The organism is Paenibacillus sacheonensis (assembly GCF_009909195.1).
Taxonomy (GTDB): domain Bacteria; phylum Bacillota; class Bacilli; order Paenibacillales; family Paenibacillaceae; genus Paenibacillus_Z; species Paenibacillus_Z sacheonensis.
In genome coordinates, this window is the sequence record NZ_JAAAMU010000006.1 from 145,880 (window position 1) to 166,281 (window position 20,402).

Here is a 20,402-nt window from a genome sequence, read left to right on the forward strand (position 1 = left end):
TTCGTTTCCCGTGCGGGAAGCCGAAAGGGCCTTGTTTTGTTACGCGGATCAAGACATGCACGCGAACCGCATTGCGGCCCCGCAACCCGAGCGGCCATGTTATTGTTGACGGGGTAGCGCCGGAACTCCTGTCACGCGCGGAAATTATCCAGCGCTTCCGCTCTGCGAACGGGCGGCCCGCCAAGCATCAAGCTGCCGCTGCACCTCGGCCCGCAGCTCGTCGACGCCAGCCTGCCGCAGCTCCCGATTGAACTTCGGCAGCTCCGTATCGACATCCACGCTGCCTGTCATCAGGCTGGGAAAGTATTTGTCCCATACCATCTGGACGTTCTGCATCTGGATCGGCAGGCGCGACAAGTCCGGGGTAAAGCCCAGCGTGCTCGAATTGACGGCTTCCTTGTTGGCGGCGCGGAACTGATCCCATTTGTCCAGCGGATCCGGGAATTGGCCGCCCATCGTCTTCAGGATGAACCAGTTGCCCTGCGTATACTGTACGCCCGCATAGCTTCGGGGCGCGTCCGGGATCGGTTTGCCCTTGCTGTCCATTGGCGAGATCGGCACCACCTGGCCGTTGCGGTCGAGCGTATAGTGAACGCCCTCGATGCCGAAATTGATCAGATTCCGAACCTCGGGATCCGTGTTCAGCAGATTGAGAAACTTGACGGCCTCCACGGGATGCTTCGTATCCGCGCTGACGGCCATGACCCCTCCCCGAATCGATGTCGTCGTAATCAATGCGGGCGTTACGGGGTAGGCCACCAGCTTGTAGCCGCGATCCTTGCTCCAGCTGTTCTCCGACAGCGGACCGCCTCCCGCCGCTTTCCAGAAGACCGGCGCGCCCCGTTCCAAGCCTTGGCTCTCCCGCATGGCCGCATCTTCATTGATATAGCCCGCCACATAATAGCGCCGAAGAATATCAAGCACCTTCCGGGCTTCCGCGGTTTCGAATATATTCACGACCCTGGAGTCGGGATCCGTGGCCTTCACCATGAGCGGAAACGGTTGATCCGATAAGTATTCGTAACCGTCCAGGGCGAAGAAGTTCTGCGAGCCCTTGTCCAGCTCCATCGGCTGATACGACGGTTCCTTCTGCTTGATCATCTTGAGCAAGGGTTCAAGCGAGGCCAAGGTGTCGTACTTCGAGATGTCGATGCCGTACTTCTTGACCAGCGCATCCGGGTACATCCACTGATCGCGCACGGCCAGCTCCTTGTTGGTCGGCACGCCGTAGATGCCGCCGTCGTCCATGCGCACCCCTTGCCAGAACAGCGGATCGATCGCGTCGTACATGTCCTTCCCCACGCTGGATAAATAGTCGTTCAGCTTCAGCCACGCGCCGCGCTGCGCATAGGTCGTATATTCCGGCGCAAACGCGATATCGAAAGGCGTCCCTGCAGACACGAGGGTGTTGAGCCGGCCCTCATACTCCTGCCAGCCTACCTTGATATACGTGACGGTAACGCCGATTTTCTTGGCCAGAATCTCGTTAAGCTTGTCGTTGACCATCCGCAGGTCCGGATCGGGATCCCCGATCGTGTAATAGATCAAGTTCACCGTGCTGCCGGGCGATACGGGATTCTCGGGATTATCGGACCCGGAGAAACAGCCCGCCAGCGGCATCAACAGCATGGCGGCAAGCACGCAGCCGCCAACGAGGCGAAGCCATCCCCGATTGCGATCCCGTTGCGACTTCCAATTCAATGGCCATTGCCATGTCCATCCCACATTCCATTTCCATTGTCGTCGCATCGGGCGCTATTCCTTCTTTCGCAAATCCGATGGCGATTTGCCGAAATACGCATGGAAGTGGGAGTAAAAATAGTTGACGTTGGGATAGCCGACGGAAAGGGCGATATTCGCGATCTTCTCGTCGGTGTTCTGAATGTGCTCCTGGGCCCGAAGCATCCGGTAGGCCATCAGATACTCCGAAAACTTCATGTGCGCCTCCTTGAGGAACAGCTGTCCGAGATAAGTCCCGTTCATGCGAAACCGCTCTGCAACCGATTTCAAGTTGATGTTCTGGTCGTACTCCGCTTTGACGATCAGCAGAATCCGGTTCGTCAGCTTGGACAGGCTGTCGTAACGTACGCCGAGTACTGGATCCATGTCCAGATCGCCGCAATCCGCTCCCTCGACCGTGCCGTGCAAATCCTCGACGATAATCCGCTCGACCAGATGCTGCAGCTTCGTGCGGTCCACGGGCTTGAGCAGGTAGTCCTTCGCCCCGCAGCGCAGCGCCTCCAGCGCATACTGGAATTCGCCATAGCCGCTCATGATGATATATTTCGCGGGGAGCCGCAGCTCGTTAAGCTTATGGATCGCGTCATAGCCGCGCTTCTTGCCGATGCAGACGTCGAAGATCGCCAGGTCGGGCATGAACTCCACCGATTTCGCGATCGCGCCCTCGTAGGTCTCGCTCGTCTCGATCTGCCCGAAGCCGTATTTCTCCCAATCCAGCGTTGCCTTCATACCCTCCAAAATCTGCGGCTCGTCATCTACGATGAGCAGTTTGTACATCTCGAATCGCCCCCTTGGACAGGATAACGGATATTTTGACGCCGGCTTGCTCGTTATTGTCGATGGTCATGAAGAACCCCTGCCCATAGAAGAAATGCAGGCGGGTATAAACGTTGCGCAGGCCGATGCTTGCGGTATTCGCGTCGTCGTCCCTGGCAAGGCTGTTGCGGATTTCGGACAGACGCTCCTCGGAGATCGAGTTGCCGTTGTCCGTGATCTCCAGCACGAAGCGCTCCTCTTCCTCCCAGCCGCTGACGACGATCAGGTTGAACTCGCTCTCCGGGTTGAACCCGTGGATGAAGAAATTCTCCGCAAGCGGCTGCATCCAGAACTTGACGGTCGGCAGGGCAAGCAGCGATTCTTCCACGTTGACCTGATAATAGAATCGGTCCGGATATTTGAACTCCATGATTTTCAAGTATTTCTGAAGCAGCGCCATCTCGCCGCCGAGCGTAATGATGTTCTCGTTCTTCACGATGTCCCGGTACAGCGCGCCCAGCGTGGCGATGGCATCCGCCGTGTCGGAGGCTCGGTTCACGAGCGCGAAGGAACGAATCACTTCAAGCGTATTATACAGAAAATGCGGATTGATCTGATGCTGGAGCGCCTTCATCTCGGTCTCCTGCTGCTTGAGCTTCAGCAAATAATTGGTGCGGATATGCCGATCGAGCTGATGGATCATATCGTCGAGCTCCCGGGCGATCATGCCGTATTCGTTGCGCCGGTAGCTGGCCGGATGGACCGGCGTGAAATCCGCGGATTTTACGCGGCCGATGGAATTGATGATCCGCCGCAGGAAATTCGCGTCCTCGCGCAGATTGTATACGATGAGCAGCAGCACGCTGATCATCGCCGCCAGCACGATGAGAAACACGATGAGCAGCACGTCCGCCTTCTGACGAATCAGCGAAGCCAGATCCACGATGCTGACGAATTGATAATCGAACTCGGTGGAATGAAAGGTAACGAAATACGCGCGGTCCAGCAACCCTGTCGATAGGAAGCCATGACCTCGCCCGTCGGCCGCCGCCCGGCGAACCAGCTCCTCGGTACTGCTGCTGCGGTTGCTGCCCGCTATGAGATATACGTCTCCGGAGCCGCTGACTGCCGCCGCTTCGTTCAAGGCGTACTGCTGCGCGGTCTTAAATATCCGGTCGCTGCTGACGAGGAACCGGAATTCGCCCAATTGGCGGGAGATTCGGTTCGGATCCGACAGCTTCTTGCGGTAAACGAAGCCGTTTTGAATCGTCTCCTTGAACGTTGCATCCGCGTTCGGCAGCCGGAACGCGAAGCTCGTATTCCCGTTGCTGTCGAAGCGCACGACGTTGCCTTCCTGCGCGGTATGCAGGCTGACCTGCGTAATATCTCCCTGTCCGCCGCTGCTCAGGAAGGACTTCAAATCGTCGGGGAAGGAGACGAGCGGCCGGTTATAGCGGCTGTCCTGCAGCCTGTTCGTCAAGTAACCCTGCGCGCTGTTGCCCAGGAAATTGCGTATATCGGTTACCAATCCGTCATTGGAATAGACCCGCTGCATGTAAGCTTCGATACGGTCGGCATCGTATTGAAGGGTATTTTCCACGCGTGAGAATGCGCCGTCGGCCTCGTTCCGCGAACTGCTCACCCATTGATCCAGCAGCACCGCGCAGGTGAGCGCGCCTAACGCCAAGCCGATGAACACGACGAATATCGCATAGGCAATGAATTTGCCGCGGTAGATCTTGATCTGCATAAATGAACGCATGCGGCGTCTCCTTTGCACCAGGCTTTTGTCGTATCTCACCGTTCAACCATATAACGTCATGATGCCTAAAATCAAATCTTCGGCGCAGAAAACCCGAACGGCAAGATCCGTTCGGGTTTTCTGGATGCCGATCACATGCCGGACTTATTTGAAATAAGCGTCGATTTGTTCTTGAGCCGCTTTCGTGATCGTATCCATGCCGGCAGCTTTCAGTTCCGTCATGATTTTCGGAATCGTTTTCTCCGGATCCGAAGCGCCCGTCATCAGTTCATAACGGTATTTGTCCCATACGGCCTTCGTATTGGCCACTTCCGTGCTCAGCTTGCTGATATCCAGCGCGAAGCCGAGGGCAGTGGAGGACGTCGCTTGATCGTTCAGCTTGCGAACTTGATCCCATTGATCGACCGGAGCGCCTTTGGTCACGGCCAGGTCGAAGAACGTACCTTGTGTGTAAGCAGCCAGCGGCCACGTATCCGTTTTGCGCTCGATGACTTTCTCGCCGTCCACGCTGTCGTAGTCGACGCCCAGCTCGCCGAAGGCCAGCATGTTGCGCAGTTTCGGATCGGTGTTGACCAATTGCAGGTATTTCAGCGCTTCGCTCTTGTATTTCGAGTTAGCCGAGATCGCGTTCAGCGAGCCTTGGATCGTGCTCGTCGTGTAGATCGGGCCGAAGATTTGGAACATGTCGTACTTCGCTACGCCTTCGTTGATCTGCCAGCTTGCTTCCGCGCCGGGGAATGCTTGCGCCGCGAAGAACGGGCGGCCTTTGTCCGCTTCCGTCTTCGTCGGAGCGTCCGGGTTGATGATGCCGTCTTGGTACCATTTGTGCAGCAATTTCAGGCCGTCCATTACGTCCGGCTGTTCCAGCACGGAGACGACTTTGCGGGAAGCGTCGTCGACTTTCACGCCGATCGGCGGCAGACCCAGCGTCATGTCGTCGTAGCCGTTGAAGAAGCCGTTGAAGCCGTCGCCTTGCGTAAGCGGAAGCGGATAGAAGCTTTTGCCTTCGCCGGCCTTGATATCGTGAAGCGGTTTGTCGAGATCCGCCAACGACTTGATTTTGGTCGTATCGATCGCGTATTTCTGCACATACTTGTCATCGAATACCCAATACTGCGTCAATGAAGAGTCTTTATACGTTGGAACGGAATAGACTTTGCCGCCGACCTTCGTGCCATCCCAAACCTTCTCCGGGATAAGCTTGTAGAGATCGGGCGTCTCGCTTTGCACCAAGTCGGTTAGGTCCGCGAAAGCGCCCATGTTTACTTGTTGGTTGTACTTGCCGTTGTTCGTGAACATGATGTCGAACGGCTCGCCGGTGTTCACGATCGTATTGATCTTCGTGTCCCAATCGCCCCAGCTCGCTACCTTGATATCGACCTTCACGCCGATTTTCTCGGCCGTGTATTCGTTCATTGCCGCGATGGCTTTGTCGAAGTTCGCCGGCACTTGGCCGCCGATCGTCCACCATACCAGCGTAGGCACTTCGCCGGAAGCCGGCGCGTTCGCATTGGTTCCAGCGTTGGCGTTCGCATTGGCGTTCGTGTTGGCAGGCGCATTGCTTGACTCGGCATTGTTATTCGAGTTACCGCAGCCGGCAAGCGCGGTTGTCAGCAGCGCCGCGGCGCTGACGGCAACCAATTTTTTCTTTGTCTTGTTCATGTACATTTCCTCCCTATAATTCTTACTGGTTCCCACCTTCAGCAATGTGCGGCGGGTATCATAAACGAGGCAGAGCCAGGTTTATTTCGGAAGTCCTTGTTACCGGTGTAATTACGAAATGCATCTTGTTACCCTTTTTAATTATGAAGTGCTCCCGTTACCCTTTCACGGCGCCGACCGTCAGACCGGAAATAAAGTATTTCTGGAAGAACGGGTAGGCGACGGCGACGGGAACGACGATCACGATCGCCACGGCCATGCGCGCGGATTCCTTCGGCATGGTGGCGACAAGCTCCGCGTAGCTGATGCCCATGGTGGACGCGTTCTTCGCCAGGGCGTCGACGTTGCTCATCAAGCTGTTCAGCAGCGCCTGCAGCGAGTACAGGTCCTGGTTGTTGATGTACAGCATGGATTGGAACCAATCGTTCCAATACGAGAAGCAGAGGAACAATCCGATGGTAGCCAGTACCGGCAGCGAGATCGGCAGCACGATCGAGAAGAAGATGCGCAGCTGGCTCGAGCCGTCGATCTCGGCGGATTCGATCAGGGCATCCGGAATGGTGCTCCTGAAGAAGGTTTTGCAGATAATGACGTTGAAGGACGAGACGGCCAGCGGCAGAATAAGCGCCCATACCGTATCCTTCAAGCCCAGCAAATTCGAGTTGATGTAGTAGCTGGACACCAAGCCGCCGTTGAACACCATCGGGATGAAGACGATCCAGGTCAGCAGCCCTTTGAGCTTGTAATTCGGCCTGGAGAGCGCGTAGCCCATCGTCGTCGTAAGGATGACGCCGAGTATGGTGCCGACGCCGGTCACGAGCACGGAGATGCCGAGCGCTTTCGTGATCATGGCGCCTTGCTGCGCGATATAACGGTACGCGTCTCCGGAGAATGCCGCCGGGAAAATATGGTATCCGCTGCTGCGAATCGAATCTTCGCTCGTCAGCGATATGGACAGCACCACCAGGACGGGGATGAGGCAAAGCAGCGCCAGGATGATAAAGATTAGATTGAAAACAACGTTCGTGCCGGTTCCGATCCGGTTGAATTTATCCAGACCCGATTCGTATTTCGCTTTCGTAGACATATCTGGCTTCCTCCCTTTACATCATTGCGCTCTCTCGGTCTACGCGACGAACGACCCAGTTGGCAATCAGAATGGTCACACAACCCATCACGGATTGTACGAATGCGGAAGCCGAAGCCATGCCTACCGTAGCGGTCTTAAGCTGCTTGTACACGAGAACGTCGATGGTCGTCGCTACGTTGAACAGCGAGTTGGAATCCCGCGGCACTTGGAAGAACAGCCCGAAATCCGTGTAGAAAATGCGACCGACGGCCAAAATGAACATCATGACGATAACCAGCTTCATCAGCGGAAGCGTAATGTATCTGGCCTGCTGCCACTTGGAAGCGCCGTCGATGACTGCGGCTTCGTAGTACGTGCTGTCGATGCCGGTGATCGTCGCCAAGTAGACGACCATGCCGTAGCCGAGGCCTTTCCAGACGTTCATGAACACGAGGAAGTACGGCCAATATTTCGGTTCCATGTACCAGTTCACGGGATCCTTGCCCAAGCTGCCCAGGAACTGATTGGCGATCCCTTTATCGAAGCTCAGGAACGCCCAAGCGACGGCGGAGACGACGACCCAGGATAAGAAGTAAGGCAGGAACATCATCGTTTGATACATTTTTCCGGCCTTGCCGCTGTGCAGCTGGCCGATCATCAGGGCCAATGTAACCGGTACCAAAATACCCAAAATGATAAAGATCAAATTATAGCCGAGCGTGTTGCGAATGACGACCCATGCGTCGTTCGACTTGAACAGAAACTCGAAGTTTTTGAAGCCGGACCATTTGCTGTGGATGACATTGCTCAGGAAGCCCCCGTGGATCTTGAAATCCTTAAAGGCGATAATGAGGCCGAACATCGGCAGGAAACAGAACAAGATGTACCAGATCGTTGTCGGTAAAGCCAGAAGCGTGAGTTCGGTATCTTGCGTGCGCCAGCGCGTACGCCAGCGTTTTCGCCCGCTCTTCGTGTCCATGTTAGCCACTCCTTACGTTTGTTCATATTCAGTGTGTACACGCTTTCAGATTCCGGTAAGATCGAGGGCCGGCGTTCATGCAGCGTTCGAACCGCCCCGATCCGGATTGCGCGGTTACAGCGCTCAAGTAAGCGGTATGCCCAACGGGGCTCATCCAACTTTTGTCGCGAATTCCATATACAGCGTCATCAATTCGTGCTTCTTGATGTTATTGTAAAGAATCCGGGCGGCCTCATTCTAGACAACAAACATGAGACCGCAGTCAACAAACGTTAGGTTTATAGGAATAAAGTTGGAGAAAGCCAATAAAAAAGAAGCCTCCGCTGCCGTAATTCGACAGTTCGAAGGCTTCTTTCGGTCATGGTTGGAAACAATTCCTTACAATAGAAATGTGGAGAACGAAGGCTATAAGAGATGCATTTTCTCTTCCGCTTCCTCCCACGGCACCGTATACCCATGGCCCTTGGCGCAAAAAATCGATGACGAGCTGTACAGCGGGTCCGCGTCTTTGCGGTAACCGCGCTGCTCGATCACCTCGCGTTCGTTATGGCAGCGCTCGTAACCGCCGAAGGTCAGACGAACCATGCCTCTGCCATGCGTAAACGAAGCCAGCTCCTTGCTGTAGTCCATGAACGTGGCGACGGGAACTTGACCCGTGATGACTGCATGGGCGGCCGTCGTCTGCGGCGGGTCGAATCGCCCGGAGGCCCGTTCGATATCGGACAGCACCCTGCCCATATCGTCGATCTCGACTTTGATCTTATACGCGTAATAGGGCTCGAGCAGCACGTTCTCCGCTTTCTCCAAGCCTTGCCGCAAGGCACGGAAGGTCGCTTCGCGAAAATCGCCGCCGTGCGTATGCTCGTTGTGCGCGCCGCCCTTCAGCAGCGTAATCCGGATATCGGTGAGCGGCATTCCCGTTAACAGCCCGTGATGGTCGCGCTCGTAGAGATGCGTCTTGACGAGATTTTGATTGCCCGCGCTTAGATCGCTCGCGTGGCAGGCATTCGCGAACGTGATTCCGCTGCCCCGCTCCCCCGGTTCCAGGCGCAGATGCACTTCGGCATAATGCTTGAGCGGCTCGAAGTGCCCGTAGCCGTTCACCGCGGACGCGATCGTTTCTTTATACAGAATTTCCGGTCTGCCGAAGGAGACGGCGATCTGGAATCGTTCGCTCACCAGCTGCTCCAGCACTTCAAGCTGAATAAGGCCCATCACGTGGATGTGGATTTCCTGCAGGCTTTCCTCCCAGACGACGTTCAAGGAAGGGTCTTCGGCATTCAGGATTCGAAAGGCTCCCAGTACGTCCTTCACGTTCAGGGAATCCGCAAATTCCACCTTCGACGTCAACGTCGGCACCAGCTCGTAGACCAGCTTGTCCGAATAGATGCCCAGACCTTGGCCTGCCTCTGCGCCCGACAGTCCGGTCACCGCGAACAAATCACCGGCCGAGACCTGGTCGACGGCATGCATTTTGCTCCCGTTGACGATGAGAATCCGGGTCGCTTTCTCGCAAACGCGAACCTCCCCGCTGTCATAGCACAATTCGTCGCGAACCTTGAGCGTTCCGCTTAACGCCTTGACGTAGGTCAAGCGCACGCCTTTCGGATCATGGCGAATTTTATAGATGCGTCCCCCGAAGGGCGTCCCATCGTCATAGTCGACGGTCGCCAGCCGATGAAGCTGATCCATGAATTCGATCACGCCGACATCCTGCAGGGCGGAGCCGCTCGCGCAAGGAAAGAGCCGATGTCCGCGAATCTGCGCCTGCAGCGTCCGCAGCCAGAAGGCCTGGTCTCCCGTACCCGCCAGAAACGTTTCCAATAACGACTCGTCCCGCTCCGCCATGAATTCCAACAATCCTTCTCCTACGATGCCGTCCGCGAAGCTGCCGGTCAGCATGCAGACATCCGCCGTCAGGTGCATGCGAATGTCCTCGGTCACGCGTTCAACGTCCGCGCCGACCCGATCGGTCTTATTGATGAAGAAGAACGTCGGAATGCGATGCTTATGAAGCAGCTGCCAGACCGTCTCGGTGTGGCTCTGAATGCCTTCCACCGCGCTGATGACGAGAATCGCGGCATCCATCACTTGGACCGCCCGTTCCATCTCCGGCGAGAAGTCGACGTGACCCGGCGTATCGATCAGATAATAGGTCGCCCCTTTATACGTCATGACCGCCTGATCCGCGAACACCGTGATGCCTCTGGCCCGTTCGATATCATGACTGTCGAGGTAGGCGTCCTTGTGATCGACCCTGCCCCGCTCCCGAATGCTGTTCGTATGGTAAAGCAGCTGCTCGGCAAACGTGGTCTTCCCCGCATCCACGTGAGCGAACAGACCAATGGTTGTAGGTTTCATCGTATCCCCTTGATTTCGTTATGTCTTGGCTTGCCTGCAACTATCCTAACATAGTCATGGACGATGTTCATGAAACATTTCGCGGTCCCGATCGTCTCTTAGCGGTCGCACCCATGCTCCACATGCAGGTACCAGAACAATTTAGTACTAGGCATTCAACCTCATATAGCCGATGATAGAGCATAGTATACAAATTTTCCATAAAGGAGAATTGCTATGAATGCCGTTTATATAACCAGCATCGGGAAGTTCCTGCCCGGCGCGCCCATCGGTAACGACGCTATCGAAGCCTATCTCGGGCAGATCGGCGGAAAAAGCTCGAAAGCCATGCGGCGCGTGCTGGACCAAAATAAGATCCGCACCCGTTATTACGCCATCGATACCGATCAGAAGAGTCTCTATTCCAATGCGGAGATGGCTGCCCATGCGATTCGCGATTCGCTGGAACGGAATCACGACGATCTCGCCGATCGCATCGACTTCTTGGCCGTCGGCACGACGCAGGGCGATCTGCTGGTTCCCGGGTTTGCCAGCATGGTTCACGCGGAGACCCGCCTGCCCGCCATGGAAATCGCAACGCATCACGGCGTCTGCGGCAGCGGCATGCAGGCGATCAAGAATGCCTTCCTCCAGGTGCAGTCCGGGGAGAAGAAAGCCGCCGTCTCTTGTGCCAGCGAGTTCTCCAGCCGCGTCTTCAAGCACACCCGCTTCGAGGCGCAGGCCAAATTCATGGACCATGCGATTCCGTTCGATACGGACTTCCTTCGCTTCATGCTGTCCGATGGCGCCGGTGCAGCCGTGCTCCAGCATAAACCGAGCGATCAGGGGCTGTCCCTCCGCATCGAATGGATCGACAACAAGTCGTACGCCAATCTCTACGATACCTGCATGTATGCGGGCATGAATAAAGACGCCGGCGCGGAAAGTCAGCCCGGCTGGCTCGATTATGCATCCATCCATGAAGCGGCAAACGACGGAGCCATTAATTTGAAGCAGGACATCCGCCTCGTCAACGAAATGCCGAAGGTCGGCGTGAACCGGTTCTTCGAGCTCGTGGACGAAGGAAAAGTGAATCCGTCCGACATCGATTGGATGGTGTGCCACTACTCGTCCCATTATTTCCGCGAAGAGATCTTCCGGCTCATGCAGCTTGGCGGGATGACCATTCCCGAAGACAGATGGTTTACGAACCTCTATACGAAGGGCAATACGGGCGCCGCTTCGATCTATATCATGCTGGAGGAACTGTTCAACGAAGGGCATCTGAAACCGGGCGAGAAGGTGCTCTGCATGGTGCCGGAGAGCGGAAGATTTCAGACCTCGTATATGCTGTTGACGGTCGTCGGCACAGAGAGCAGGATCGTCGCCGACGCCATGGAGCGTCAGCCCGAAGCACCGCATTTGGACTACGACGCATCCAACTCGGTTCAGTCCCATCTGGTGCGGAAGCTGGTCAACGTATGGATCGATTTTGAACAAAAGCTTGCTCGCGTGCCAATCATTCATAAGCTGTATCGGGGCAAATTCACGTTGGACGATTACAAGCTGCTCATGGAGAACATTCGGCAGCAGGTCATCGACGGGTCCCAGTGGATCGCGCGCGCGGCCTCCTACATCGCGATCGAGCATATCGAGCTGCGCTCGATGTTTATCGCCCATGCCCGCGACGAGCATCGCGATTTTCAAATGCTGGAACGCAATTACGCGGCCGTGGGAGGGGATCTGGCAGTCATTCAATCCGGGGAGAAAAACATCGGCAGCGAGGCGCTGTCCGCCTACCTGTTCCAACGGGCAAGCCGGGAGAATCCGGTTGATCTGATGGGCGCGATGTGGATTATCGAGGGTCTCGGATGCCGCATGGCGAGGCATTGGGGCGAGGCGATCCGCGACCAGCTCCGCTTGAACGACGATCAGGTTTCCTTCCTGCTCTATCACAGCGACTCGGACGAGAAGCATTTCGAGCGTCTCGAGGCCGGCATTCAGCATCCGATGCTTACGATGGCGCTTGCCGAGCGGATCGTAAAAACCGCGAAAACGACAGCACGGCTGTACTTATTACAGTTAGAGGAGCTGGGCAACGTATGAGCCGGTCCGATTATTTCAAGAACATGCCGCACGACAAGCAGAACCCGAATCCGTTCCTGGCGATCTACCTGGACCAAAGCATCCCGTTCAACGAAGAAGCGAAGGCCTCGTACCTAAAGGACTGCTCGAGCAAATCCAGGCAATTCGTGCTTCCGATCTTGAGGCCGCTGTCCCGGCTGATGATCATTCTGTTCCAAATCTACAAAATCATCGTCCCGAAAGCATTCACGTCCTCCAAATTACTGCATCGTTTCTTGTATTGGGGCATGAAGACCTTCGTGAGCCCGGACGCCAACTTTATGATTCTCCGTCACTTTTATCTCGGTTCCGAGATTCTGCAGTTCATCCGGGACAACATTCCCGGCGTCCAGATCGAGATGAATCCGCTGAAACCGATGAATCTCGAGCCGGTCAAGGACGATTTATTTCTCGTTCACGACCTCAACTTATACAATTTCATCATCAATCTGAATATCCAAATCCGCGAGAATAACATCGAAGTGACCAAGCAGGAACGGCTTCGTTTCGATGCCATCACTTCGTCCCCCATTCCGATCGAACGGATGCCCGATCGGTGGACCAACAAGCTCGATCTGATGACGGCGATCGAGTGCTTCACGCCGGTCTATCAGTTTTTCTTGACCGATAACGACTTTTGGCGGGCCACGAACTCCTTGCAGCTCGATGAGACGATCGGCATTTTGGCCTCCAAGCTGATCGGCAGCAACGACAGGCTGGCCTTGATCAACAACAAGCACCCGATGGTGCCGCTCTCCACGCTTCGGGCCGGATTCCGGCTCGTGCTTCACGGACTCGCGACCGAGCAGCTCCACGCGCTGCTCGTGGAGTTGAAAAACAAACAGGCTGCTTAACGGCAGCCTGTTTGTTCTTGATCGGGGTATGGTCAGGAGCGCGGTCCGGTTGGTTAACGCGTTAACACCTCACGTATTTGCGTTTGAAGCCGAGCCGTCCTTTATCGACCGTCTTCTGGATATTGACGGATGCATCCAGAAGCTTGCTCTTCGCAGTCCCTTGATTCACTTCCACCGGACCTGTCTCCTGCGCGATTCGGACCGCCATGTCGTGGAGCGGCGCATAGGATACGGCCACCGTGTACAAGAACATGTTCATCGCGTATTTCGCGCGGTCGGGGGCTTCATGTATCGTGTCCCGAACGAGCCCCAGCATATCGGCTAGTTTGGCCTCCGCGAATTCGCTGTCCGGACGGCTGCCGAGCAGCCAGCAATAACAGCTCCAGCCAGCCGAGCGGCGCAGCTCGCCATCGCTTGCGATCCATTTGTCGGCCACCTCTTGCGCGATATCCGTCTCGGCCAAGCTAACGGCCACCACGTAATCCGACAGCATATAGAAATAAGCGCTCTCCAGCCAACGTTCGAAATCCGCTTCCGTCATCGTTTTCGGATCCGCGATCACCCCGGCGAAGTACATGGCGTCGTAGTTCCCCGTGGCATACAGCTCCTCGGCCAACGGCTGATTGCGTTTGATTTTCCGGAAGATCGGCTTCATCTCGCCCGTAGCCACGCCGAACAGCGGTTCGCGCGCGCCGTTGGACTGGTAGATCTTCTTGGTTCGTTCCTTGCCGAGCGCTTCGAGCTCCTGCATGACCGCTTCTAGATTCATGGTTGGATCGCACGTCCTTTTCATGGAATTAACAGTAGGAAGAATGCCTCTTCCTTGAATATATCACAAAGCGGATCGGCGCGTTAAATCTCCCGACATTCCGGTCGATGCGCACGCAAATAACCCGCCTGGAGGCAGGTTAGCCAACGCACTTGCTCCCATGCAGGACATCCCGTTTCGAACCGTCTCTTCTTCGCGGCCATCCGAAAATTCCCGAGCACCCGGGGTTGACTTAGAGCGAGCTTTAAGTCGTAAGCTAATGAGGTCAAAAAGCAGAATAAAGGAGACGTGAAACGACCATGAAACTATCGGGAAATACGATTCTCATTACGGGCGGCGGCACGGGCATAGGATTCGCTTTTGCGGAACGTTTCATGAAAGCCGGAAATACCGTTATCGCGACCGGACGGCGCGAACGCGTTCTTGAGCAGGCCAAAGAACGACTGCCCGGCCTCATTACGCGCGTCAGCGATTTGGATATCGAATCCGAGCGGATCGCGCTGTTCGATTGGGTGACGACGCATTATCCGGACGTGAACGCGTTAGTGAACAATGCCGGCATTCAGCAGCGCTTCAATGCGTTGACTGTCGATGCGAGAACCGATTGGAAGGCATATAACAAAGAAATCACGACCAACCTGGAAGCCCCTGTCCATCTGGCCCTGCTGTTCGCGCCCTGGTTTGCGGCCCGCGAAGCGGCAGCGATCCTGAACGTGACTTCCGGGCTCGCATTCACTCCGTTTGCGATCGCTCCGATCTACTCGGCGACTAAAGCGGCGCTTCATTCCTTTACGATGAGCCTCCGGCTTCAGCTTTCCGCTACGTCCGTAGAAGTCATCGAGGTTGCTCCCCCGGCGGTCAACACGGATCTGGGAGGAACGGGGCTGCATGTGCACGGCGAACCGTTGGATGCCTTCGCGGACGGCATCTTCAAGGGATTGGAAGAGGGCAAAGCGGAAGTGGGCTACGGCACTTCCGTCGATCGCCTGCGCATGTCGCGCGACGATATCGATGCCTATGCAGCCAAAATGTACGAGTCGTCGAAGGGCCTCATCGAATAACGATCGGAAGCTTGCCACGAGCCGGCGATAACATCTGGAAAGACAAGGAAACCCCGTTCCGCGCTTCCTCAAGCGCGGGACGGGGTTTCTCGCTTCATGCCGGCATGCCGGCCGACTCGTCTTACTTAACGGTCTTGTTATACGTCTCGATCTTCTCCGTAATCGCCTTGGCGGCATCATCGAGAGCCTTCTTCGAATCCTTCTGGCCGCCGATCGTTTCTTCGATGGCGCCCTCCACGATCTGGCGGGCTTCCGGGAACACGCCCATAACGGCACCCTGCGTAGCCGGAGTCAGCGTCGTCGCGTGCAGTTGGTCGACGGCCGTCTTGAACTGCGGGTACGCCGCCATGTTGTCCTTCACGCTTTGTTCGTCGTAAGCCTTCTTCGTAATCGGGAAATAGCCCGTGTTGATATGCCACTTGGCCTGCGTGTCCGGTTGGGCCAAGTATTTGATGAATTCCCATGCGGCCTTCTGCTCCTCGGCCGGCTTGTTGTTCATGATCCAGAGGCTCGCGCCGCCGACCACGACGCCGCCGCCCGATGCGCCTTCCGGCTTCGGCAGGAACGCCGTGCCGACCTCGAACTTATCCTTCGCTCCGTCGACGATGCCGCGCAGGCTCGCCGTGGAATCCAGCGTCATGCCGATTTGGCCGGCCAGGAACGCTTTCTTCGTATCGTCGGTTTTGCGGCCGAGATTGAGCGCGTCCTTGCTGTCGATGAGGTCCTTCAGCCAGTCCATCGTCTTCAGGCCAGCTTCGCTGTCGAGGAGCGACTTGGTCGCCATGCCGGTCCGGCCGTTGCCGTTATCGAGGTACTCCGCGCCTTGGTTCGCGAAGAACTGCTCCATGAACCAGCCGTAGATGGCGAACGACGCGCCCGTCTTGCCGTCCTTCGTCAACGCCTGCGCATCCTTCTTCACGTCTTCGTACGTTACCGGCGGCTTCTCGGGGTCGAGGCCCGCTGCCTTGAACATGTCCTTGTTATAGTAGAGGATCGGATTGGACGTGTTGAACGGCATGGAGTACAGCTTGTTATTGAACGTATAGTAACCGAGAATGTTCGGCTCCAGGTTCGATACGTCATAGCTTTCCGCATCGATGAAGTCCTGTACCGGCGTAATCGCCTTGGAGTCGACCATAAATTTGGAGCCGATTTCGTAGACTTGGATGAGCGATGGCCCGGACTTGGAATCGAGCGAAGCCTTCATTTTGTTCAGGCTGTCGTCGTAGGTGCCTTGATAGGCTTCCTCCACTTGGATGTCGGGATGCGAAGCGTTGAAATCCGCCACCAGCTCCGTGACTGCCTTGCCCAGCTCGCCGCTCATGGAGTGCCACCAGACGACCTTTACCGGTTCCTTCTGCGTGTCTGCAGCCGCATTCGCCGTATTCGCGCCGCTATTCGCGGCCGCCGCCGCGTCGGCATTCGCTGTGTTCGCGGCCGCCGCATTCGTCTTGTCCGTACCGTTTGCATCGTCAGCCGCGTTAGTCGTTCCGCAGGCGGCCAGCAGCACCATCAAGCTTGCCGTTGCCAGCGGCAGCCCCGCTTGTCGCTTCAGTGATTTCATTCTCGTTTTTCACTCCCGTTACTTTTTTTATATATGGATGCACGTCCGAGGACGATTCCCCCAATCCAAGGCGTCCGAATGGACAAAGCTGCTCGCTGGCCTCAGCCTTTGACGGCGCCGGCGGTCAAACCGCCCACCAGCTGCTTAAGCCCGAGCGCGAGCAGGAGCATCGACGGCAGCAGGACGAGCGTGACGCCCGCGAGCACGAGATTCCACACGGTCACTTCCTGAAACTGCAGCATGCTGATGCCGATCTGGACCGTACGCATCGTGTCGCTGTTCGTGACCAGCAGCGGCCATAAGTACATGTTCCAAGCATTCAGAAACGCATAGACTCCCAGCGAAGCGAGCGCCGGTCGCGACAGCGGCAGCACGATGCCCGTGAAATGCCGAACATGGCCGCAGCCGTCGATTTTCGCCGCCTCGTGCAATTCGCGGGGCAGCTGTAGAAAGAACTGACGGAGCAGGAACACGCCGAAACCCGATGCAAGGAACGGCACGATCATGCCTTGATACGTATCGAGCCAGCCCCATGCTTTGACGGTGAGGTAATTCGGGATGACCGTCACCTCCCAAGGGATCATCATCGTGGCGATGAACACCGCGAACCAGAAGGCCCTGCCGCGAAACGACACGTACACGAAGGCATACGCCGCCATGCTCGCGGTGATGATTTGTCCGAGCATGACCGCCGCGGAGATGACGAAGCTGTTCAGCACGAACGTTTGAAGCGGTACGAGATCCAGCACCGTTCGGAAGCTCCCCAGGTAGAGATGGGACGGCAGCAGCTTAGGCGGATATTGAGCCGATTCGTCCGGCGTCATGAACGACGCGAACGCGGTATAGACCAGCGGGTAGATAACGGCCAACGCGCAAATCGCGAGAATCGCGTAATGCATCAGGCGGCGCAGCAGCAGGAGCGCCGGACGCGGCAGCAGGGTCGTCAATGGTAATGCACCTTCCTTTCGCCGAGTCGGAACTGCAGCAGCGTCAGCAGCAGGATGAATGCGAACAATACCAAGGCCAGCGCGCTGCCCGTGCCGAATTGATAATTAATGAACGCTTCCTTATAGATGGAGTAAACGAATACCTCCGTGGAGCCCGCCGGCCCGCCTTTGGTCAAGATGTTCATTTGCCCGAAGGATTGGAAGGCGCTCATGACGGAGATGACGCACAGGAAGAAAAGCGTCGGCGATACGAGCGGCACCAGAATCTGGACGAAGCTGCGGAACGGCCCGGCACCGTCGATGCGCGCGCTGTCGAAGATATCGTCGGCTATGCCCTGCAGGCCGCTCAGCAGCACGATGTACGAGAAGCCGGAATTCATCCAGATCGTCATGATGGAGACGGAGACGAGCGCCCAGGCCGGATCGGTCAGCCATTGCACGGGCGCGATGCCGAGCTTGGACAGGAAATAATTGAGCGTGCCCGTGGTCGGATGGTACAGCATGGACCAAATGACGGAAGAGGTGCTCACGGAGAGCGCCACCGGCAGGGAGAAAATAAACCGGAACGCGCGCATGCCCCGCAGCCGGCCGAAGGTCAACGCCGCCAGCAGCAGCGCGGCCAGCAGGCCCGTCGGCACGGTGAACGCCGTGAATTTCAGCGTGACGAGCAGGCTGTTCCAGAACGCGTCCGCGCGAAACAGCGAGATGAAATTATCGAGTCCGACGAACATCGCGACACGGCCGCGGGGATCCGTTAAGTACATGCTCAAGTAAACCGATTTTGCCAGGGGGTAGAAGAGAAACACCGCGAACAGCACCAGCGAAGGCGCCATAAAGAGGTACCCTGCCGCCGTTTCTTTGCCGATGACAGCCAGGGAGCGCCTCGTTCCCCGCGTCCGTGCGTTCACGCGCTTTACGGCTAGCTCGGCTTCTGTCGTATTCATTGCCAGCCACCTTTCCTCGTAATTTCCTCGTAATTTCCTCGTGGATTGCTCGTAGATTGCTCGTGAATCCCTCGTAGATGCCTCGTGGATGACTCGTAGGTTCCTTGTAGATTACTCGTAGATTGCTCGTGGATTCCTCGTAGGTTCCTTTCGTAGGATAAGCCCAGCATGTTCGACGGATGTTTTCCGCAGGTGAAGAAATTGTAACCGCGATCCAATTCTAGAAATAAAGGGAGAATAGAAGTGCTAGGAAGAGTGGATTGAGAGATGGGGCAAGAGGGGAAGGTGAGGGGATGGAGAGGGGAGGGCATGAGGAAGGCAGGCTTGAGCATAGGGCTGAGGACGGGCGTATGCGTGCAAGGGGATTCCTTCCGCTTCTTCGAGCCAGTGAAGGAATGGAGCAGTCCGACTGCCTTCTCGAATAAGGCAGGTAGGCAGCAGTCCCGCTTCCCCAGTCAAAGGAGCGTACGATCCCCTTATCCTCGAAGCCGGTAAAGGATGCACTACTCCGACCGTTCCTCGAAGCCAGATCAGGATGCACATCTCCCGCTTCCCCAAATAGGACTGGAAGGCAGCAGAATCTGCCCATAGAAATAAGTGCTACTATGCACTTATTTTCAAGTAACAACGTGATTTCAGCGGAATAAGTGCAACTATGCAACTATTCCTTCGATTTCAGGCCAAAATGACTCGAAGTCGACCCAATAGTTGCAGATTTGCACCTATTTCAGATTTCCGGGCTTAAACCTCAAAAATAAGTGCACATATGCACGTATTTGATATAGAAGCTGCCTACGATCGCAGCGCCCCGGATCGCCGGAAAGCAAAAAAAGAAACCCGCCGTTTGGGAAAACGGCAGGTTTCTTTCGCATACGGCAGGTCGCTCGGCTAGTTAACGGCCGCCATCCGGCCGTGAACTCCATCTGCGCTCATACCACCTTCGCATTGCAAGCGAGCGAAGCTGCAAATCCGAGTTACGCTTCGACGCTATAGGCCGCCTTCAATGCCGCCAGGCCTTTCTCCGCAACGTCTGCCGCCGTTAGGCCGCCGAAGTCTGCAATGAAAAGCTCCAGCGACAGGAAGCCGCGGTAGCCCGAGTCGTAGAGCTGCCGCGCGATTGCCGCAGACGGCGCCACGCCTTCGCCCGGGAAGACGCGTTCCGCGTCCGTGATGACCGCCCGCGGCGGATTCGCCGGATAATCGTTCACATGGAAGATGCCGATGCCGCTTCCATTCACCTGCTTCAAATCATCGACTTCGCTGCCCCCGGTATACATGTGGAAAGGATCAAGGAGCAGCTTTGCCCCGTTGACGCCGCTTTCCCGCTGCACGATGACCGCTTCGTCGATCCGCGACAGCGTGCTTGCGCGACCCCAGAATTCCAGGTACACGTCTATGCCGATGCTGCGCCCAAGTGCCGCAAGACGCGCGTAGTGGCGGGCCATATCGGCCAGTGGCACGTCCGCCACGTCGCCGAACGGCGGCGCGGCAACGGCCGCGCAGCCGAGCTCCGCCAGCATGCGCATCTCGCGTTCGGCCTGAGCGAAGCCCTCCTCGCGCACTGCCTCGTCGTTGTCCGCCCATTTGAAGAACGCAATTGCATTCGCCAGCACGACGCCCGAACTCTCGAGGCATTCCCGAAGTTCCGCCGTCGTACCGCCATCGCGCAAGTAAGCTTCGATCTCGCCAACCCACAGCTCAATGCCCTCGTACCCTGCGTTAGCCGCCACGCGAACCTGCTCAAGCACGTTCAGCTTGAACGGGAACAAGGTCGAGGCGTTAAGGGCCGCTTTGAATGGAAACATCATCGTTATCGCTCCTTCTTCTGCTT

The 20,402-nt window shown here is 56.6% G+C and carries 15 protein-coding genes; 3 read left to right on the forward strand and 12 right to left on the reverse strand.

Annotation, left to right across the window (positions count from 1 at the left end):
- Positions 1 to 144: 144 nt before the first annotated feature.
- The 7 genes from GT003_RS13560 to GT003_RS13590 all read right to left on the reverse strand — a co-directional run bounded on the left by GT003_RS13560 (position 145) and on the right by GT003_RS13590 (position 10,329).
- Entirely contained in the window at positions 145 to 1,749 is a 1,605-nt protein-coding gene (locus tag GT003_RS13560; protein WP_239565780.1) for an ABC transporter substrate-binding protein, read from the reverse strand.
- 6 nt (positions 1,750 to 1,755) lie between these two features.
- A complete protein-coding gene (locus tag GT003_RS13565; protein ID WP_161698534.1) occupies positions 1,756 to 2,517 on the reverse strand; it encodes a response regulator transcription factor in 762 nt (253 codons plus the stop codon).
- Positions 2,492 to 4,258, reverse strand: coding sequence for a sensor histidine kinase (locus GT003_RS13570; protein ID WP_161698536.1), 1,767 nt, complete (start codon positions 4,256 to 4,258; stop codon positions 2,492 to 2,494). Before GT003_RS13570 ends, GT003_RS13565 begins: the two co-directional genes overlap by 26 nt.
- A 144-nt stretch (positions 4,259 to 4,402) precedes the next feature.
- The gene (locus GT003_RS13575; RefSeq protein WP_161698538.1) at positions 4,403 to 5,920 is read right to left on the reverse strand and encodes an ABC transporter substrate-binding protein; all 1,518 of its coding nucleotides are present in this window, start codon (positions 5,918 to 5,920) and stop codon (positions 4,403 to 4,405) included.
- Positions 5,921 to 6,077: 157 nt separating this feature from the next.
- Positions 6,078 to 7,007, reverse strand: a complete 930-nt coding sequence (locus tag GT003_RS13580) for a carbohydrate ABC transporter permease (RefSeq protein WP_161698540.1) — start codon at positions 7,005 to 7,007, stop codon at positions 6,078 to 6,080.
- 16 nt (positions 7,008 to 7,023) lie between these two features.
- Positions 7,024 to 7,968, reverse strand: coding sequence for an ABC transporter permease (locus GT003_RS13585; protein ID WP_161698542.1), 945 nt, complete (start codon positions 7,966 to 7,968; stop codon positions 7,024 to 7,026).
- 405 nt (positions 7,969 to 8,373) lie between these two features.
- A complete protein-coding gene (locus GT003_RS13590; protein WP_161698544.1) occupies positions 8,374 to 10,329 on the reverse strand; it encodes a GTP-binding protein in 1,956 nt (651 codons plus the stop codon).
- Between the two features lie 216 nt (positions 10,330 to 10,545).
- Between GT003_RS13590 and GT003_RS13595 the strand changes: the two genes are divergently transcribed.
- Positions 10,546 to 12,414, forward strand: coding sequence for a 3-oxoacyl-[acyl-carrier-protein] synthase III C-terminal domain-containing protein (locus GT003_RS13595; protein WP_161698546.1), 1,869 nt, complete (start codon positions 10,546 to 10,548; stop codon positions 12,412 to 12,414).
- Positions 12,411 to 13,286 carry a DUF6999 family protein gene (locus GT003_RS13600; RefSeq protein ID WP_161698548.1) on the forward strand — a complete coding sequence of 292 codons (876 nt, stop codon included), beginning with the start codon at positions 12,411 to 12,413 and terminating at the stop codon, positions 13,284 to 13,286. The genes GT003_RS13595 and GT003_RS13600 overlap by 4 nt, the downstream gene beginning before the upstream one ends.
- A 61-nt stretch (positions 13,287 to 13,347) precedes the next feature.
- On the opposite strand, the gene GT003_RS13605 is transcribed toward GT003_RS13600, so the two are convergent.
- The gene (locus tag GT003_RS13605) at positions 13,348 to 14,055 is read right to left on the reverse strand and encodes a DNA alkylation repair protein (protein WP_161698550.1); all 708 of its coding nucleotides are present in this window, start codon (positions 14,053 to 14,055) and stop codon (positions 13,348 to 13,350) included.
- A gap of 299 nt (positions 14,056 to 14,354) precedes the next feature.
- Between GT003_RS13605 and GT003_RS13610 the strand changes: the two genes are divergently transcribed.
- The gene (locus GT003_RS13610) at positions 14,355 to 15,116 is read left to right on the forward strand and encodes an SDR family oxidoreductase (protein WP_161698552.1); all 762 of its coding nucleotides are present in this window, start codon (positions 14,355 to 14,357) and stop codon (positions 15,114 to 15,116) included.
- 121 nt (positions 15,117 to 15,237) lie between these two features.
- On the opposite strand, the gene GT003_RS13615 is transcribed toward GT003_RS13610, so the two are convergent.
- The 4 genes from GT003_RS13615 to GT003_RS13630 form a co-directional block, all read right to left on the reverse strand.
- Positions 15,238 to 16,680 (reverse strand): ABC transporter substrate-binding protein, encoded by a 1,443-nt coding sequence (locus GT003_RS13615; RefSeq protein WP_161698555.1) that lies wholly within the window; start codon positions 16,678 to 16,680, stop codon positions 15,238 to 15,240.
- Between the two features lie 101 nt (positions 16,681 to 16,781).
- The gene (locus GT003_RS13620) at positions 16,782 to 17,579 is read right to left on the reverse strand and encodes a carbohydrate ABC transporter permease (protein WP_161699106.1); all 798 of its coding nucleotides are present in this window, start codon (positions 17,577 to 17,579) and stop codon (positions 16,782 to 16,784) included.
- Between the two features lie 44 nt (positions 17,580 to 17,623).
- The gene (locus tag GT003_RS13625) at positions 17,624 to 18,571 is read right to left on the reverse strand and encodes a carbohydrate ABC transporter permease (RefSeq protein ID WP_161698557.1); all 948 of its coding nucleotides are present in this window, start codon (positions 18,569 to 18,571) and stop codon (positions 17,624 to 17,626) included.
- Positions 18,572 to 19,545: 974 nt separating this feature from the next.
- A complete protein-coding gene (locus GT003_RS13630) occupies positions 19,546 to 20,379 on the reverse strand; it encodes a sugar phosphate isomerase/epimerase family protein (protein WP_161698560.1) in 834 nt (277 codons plus the stop codon).
- Positions 20,380 to 20,402: the final 23 nt, after the last annotated feature.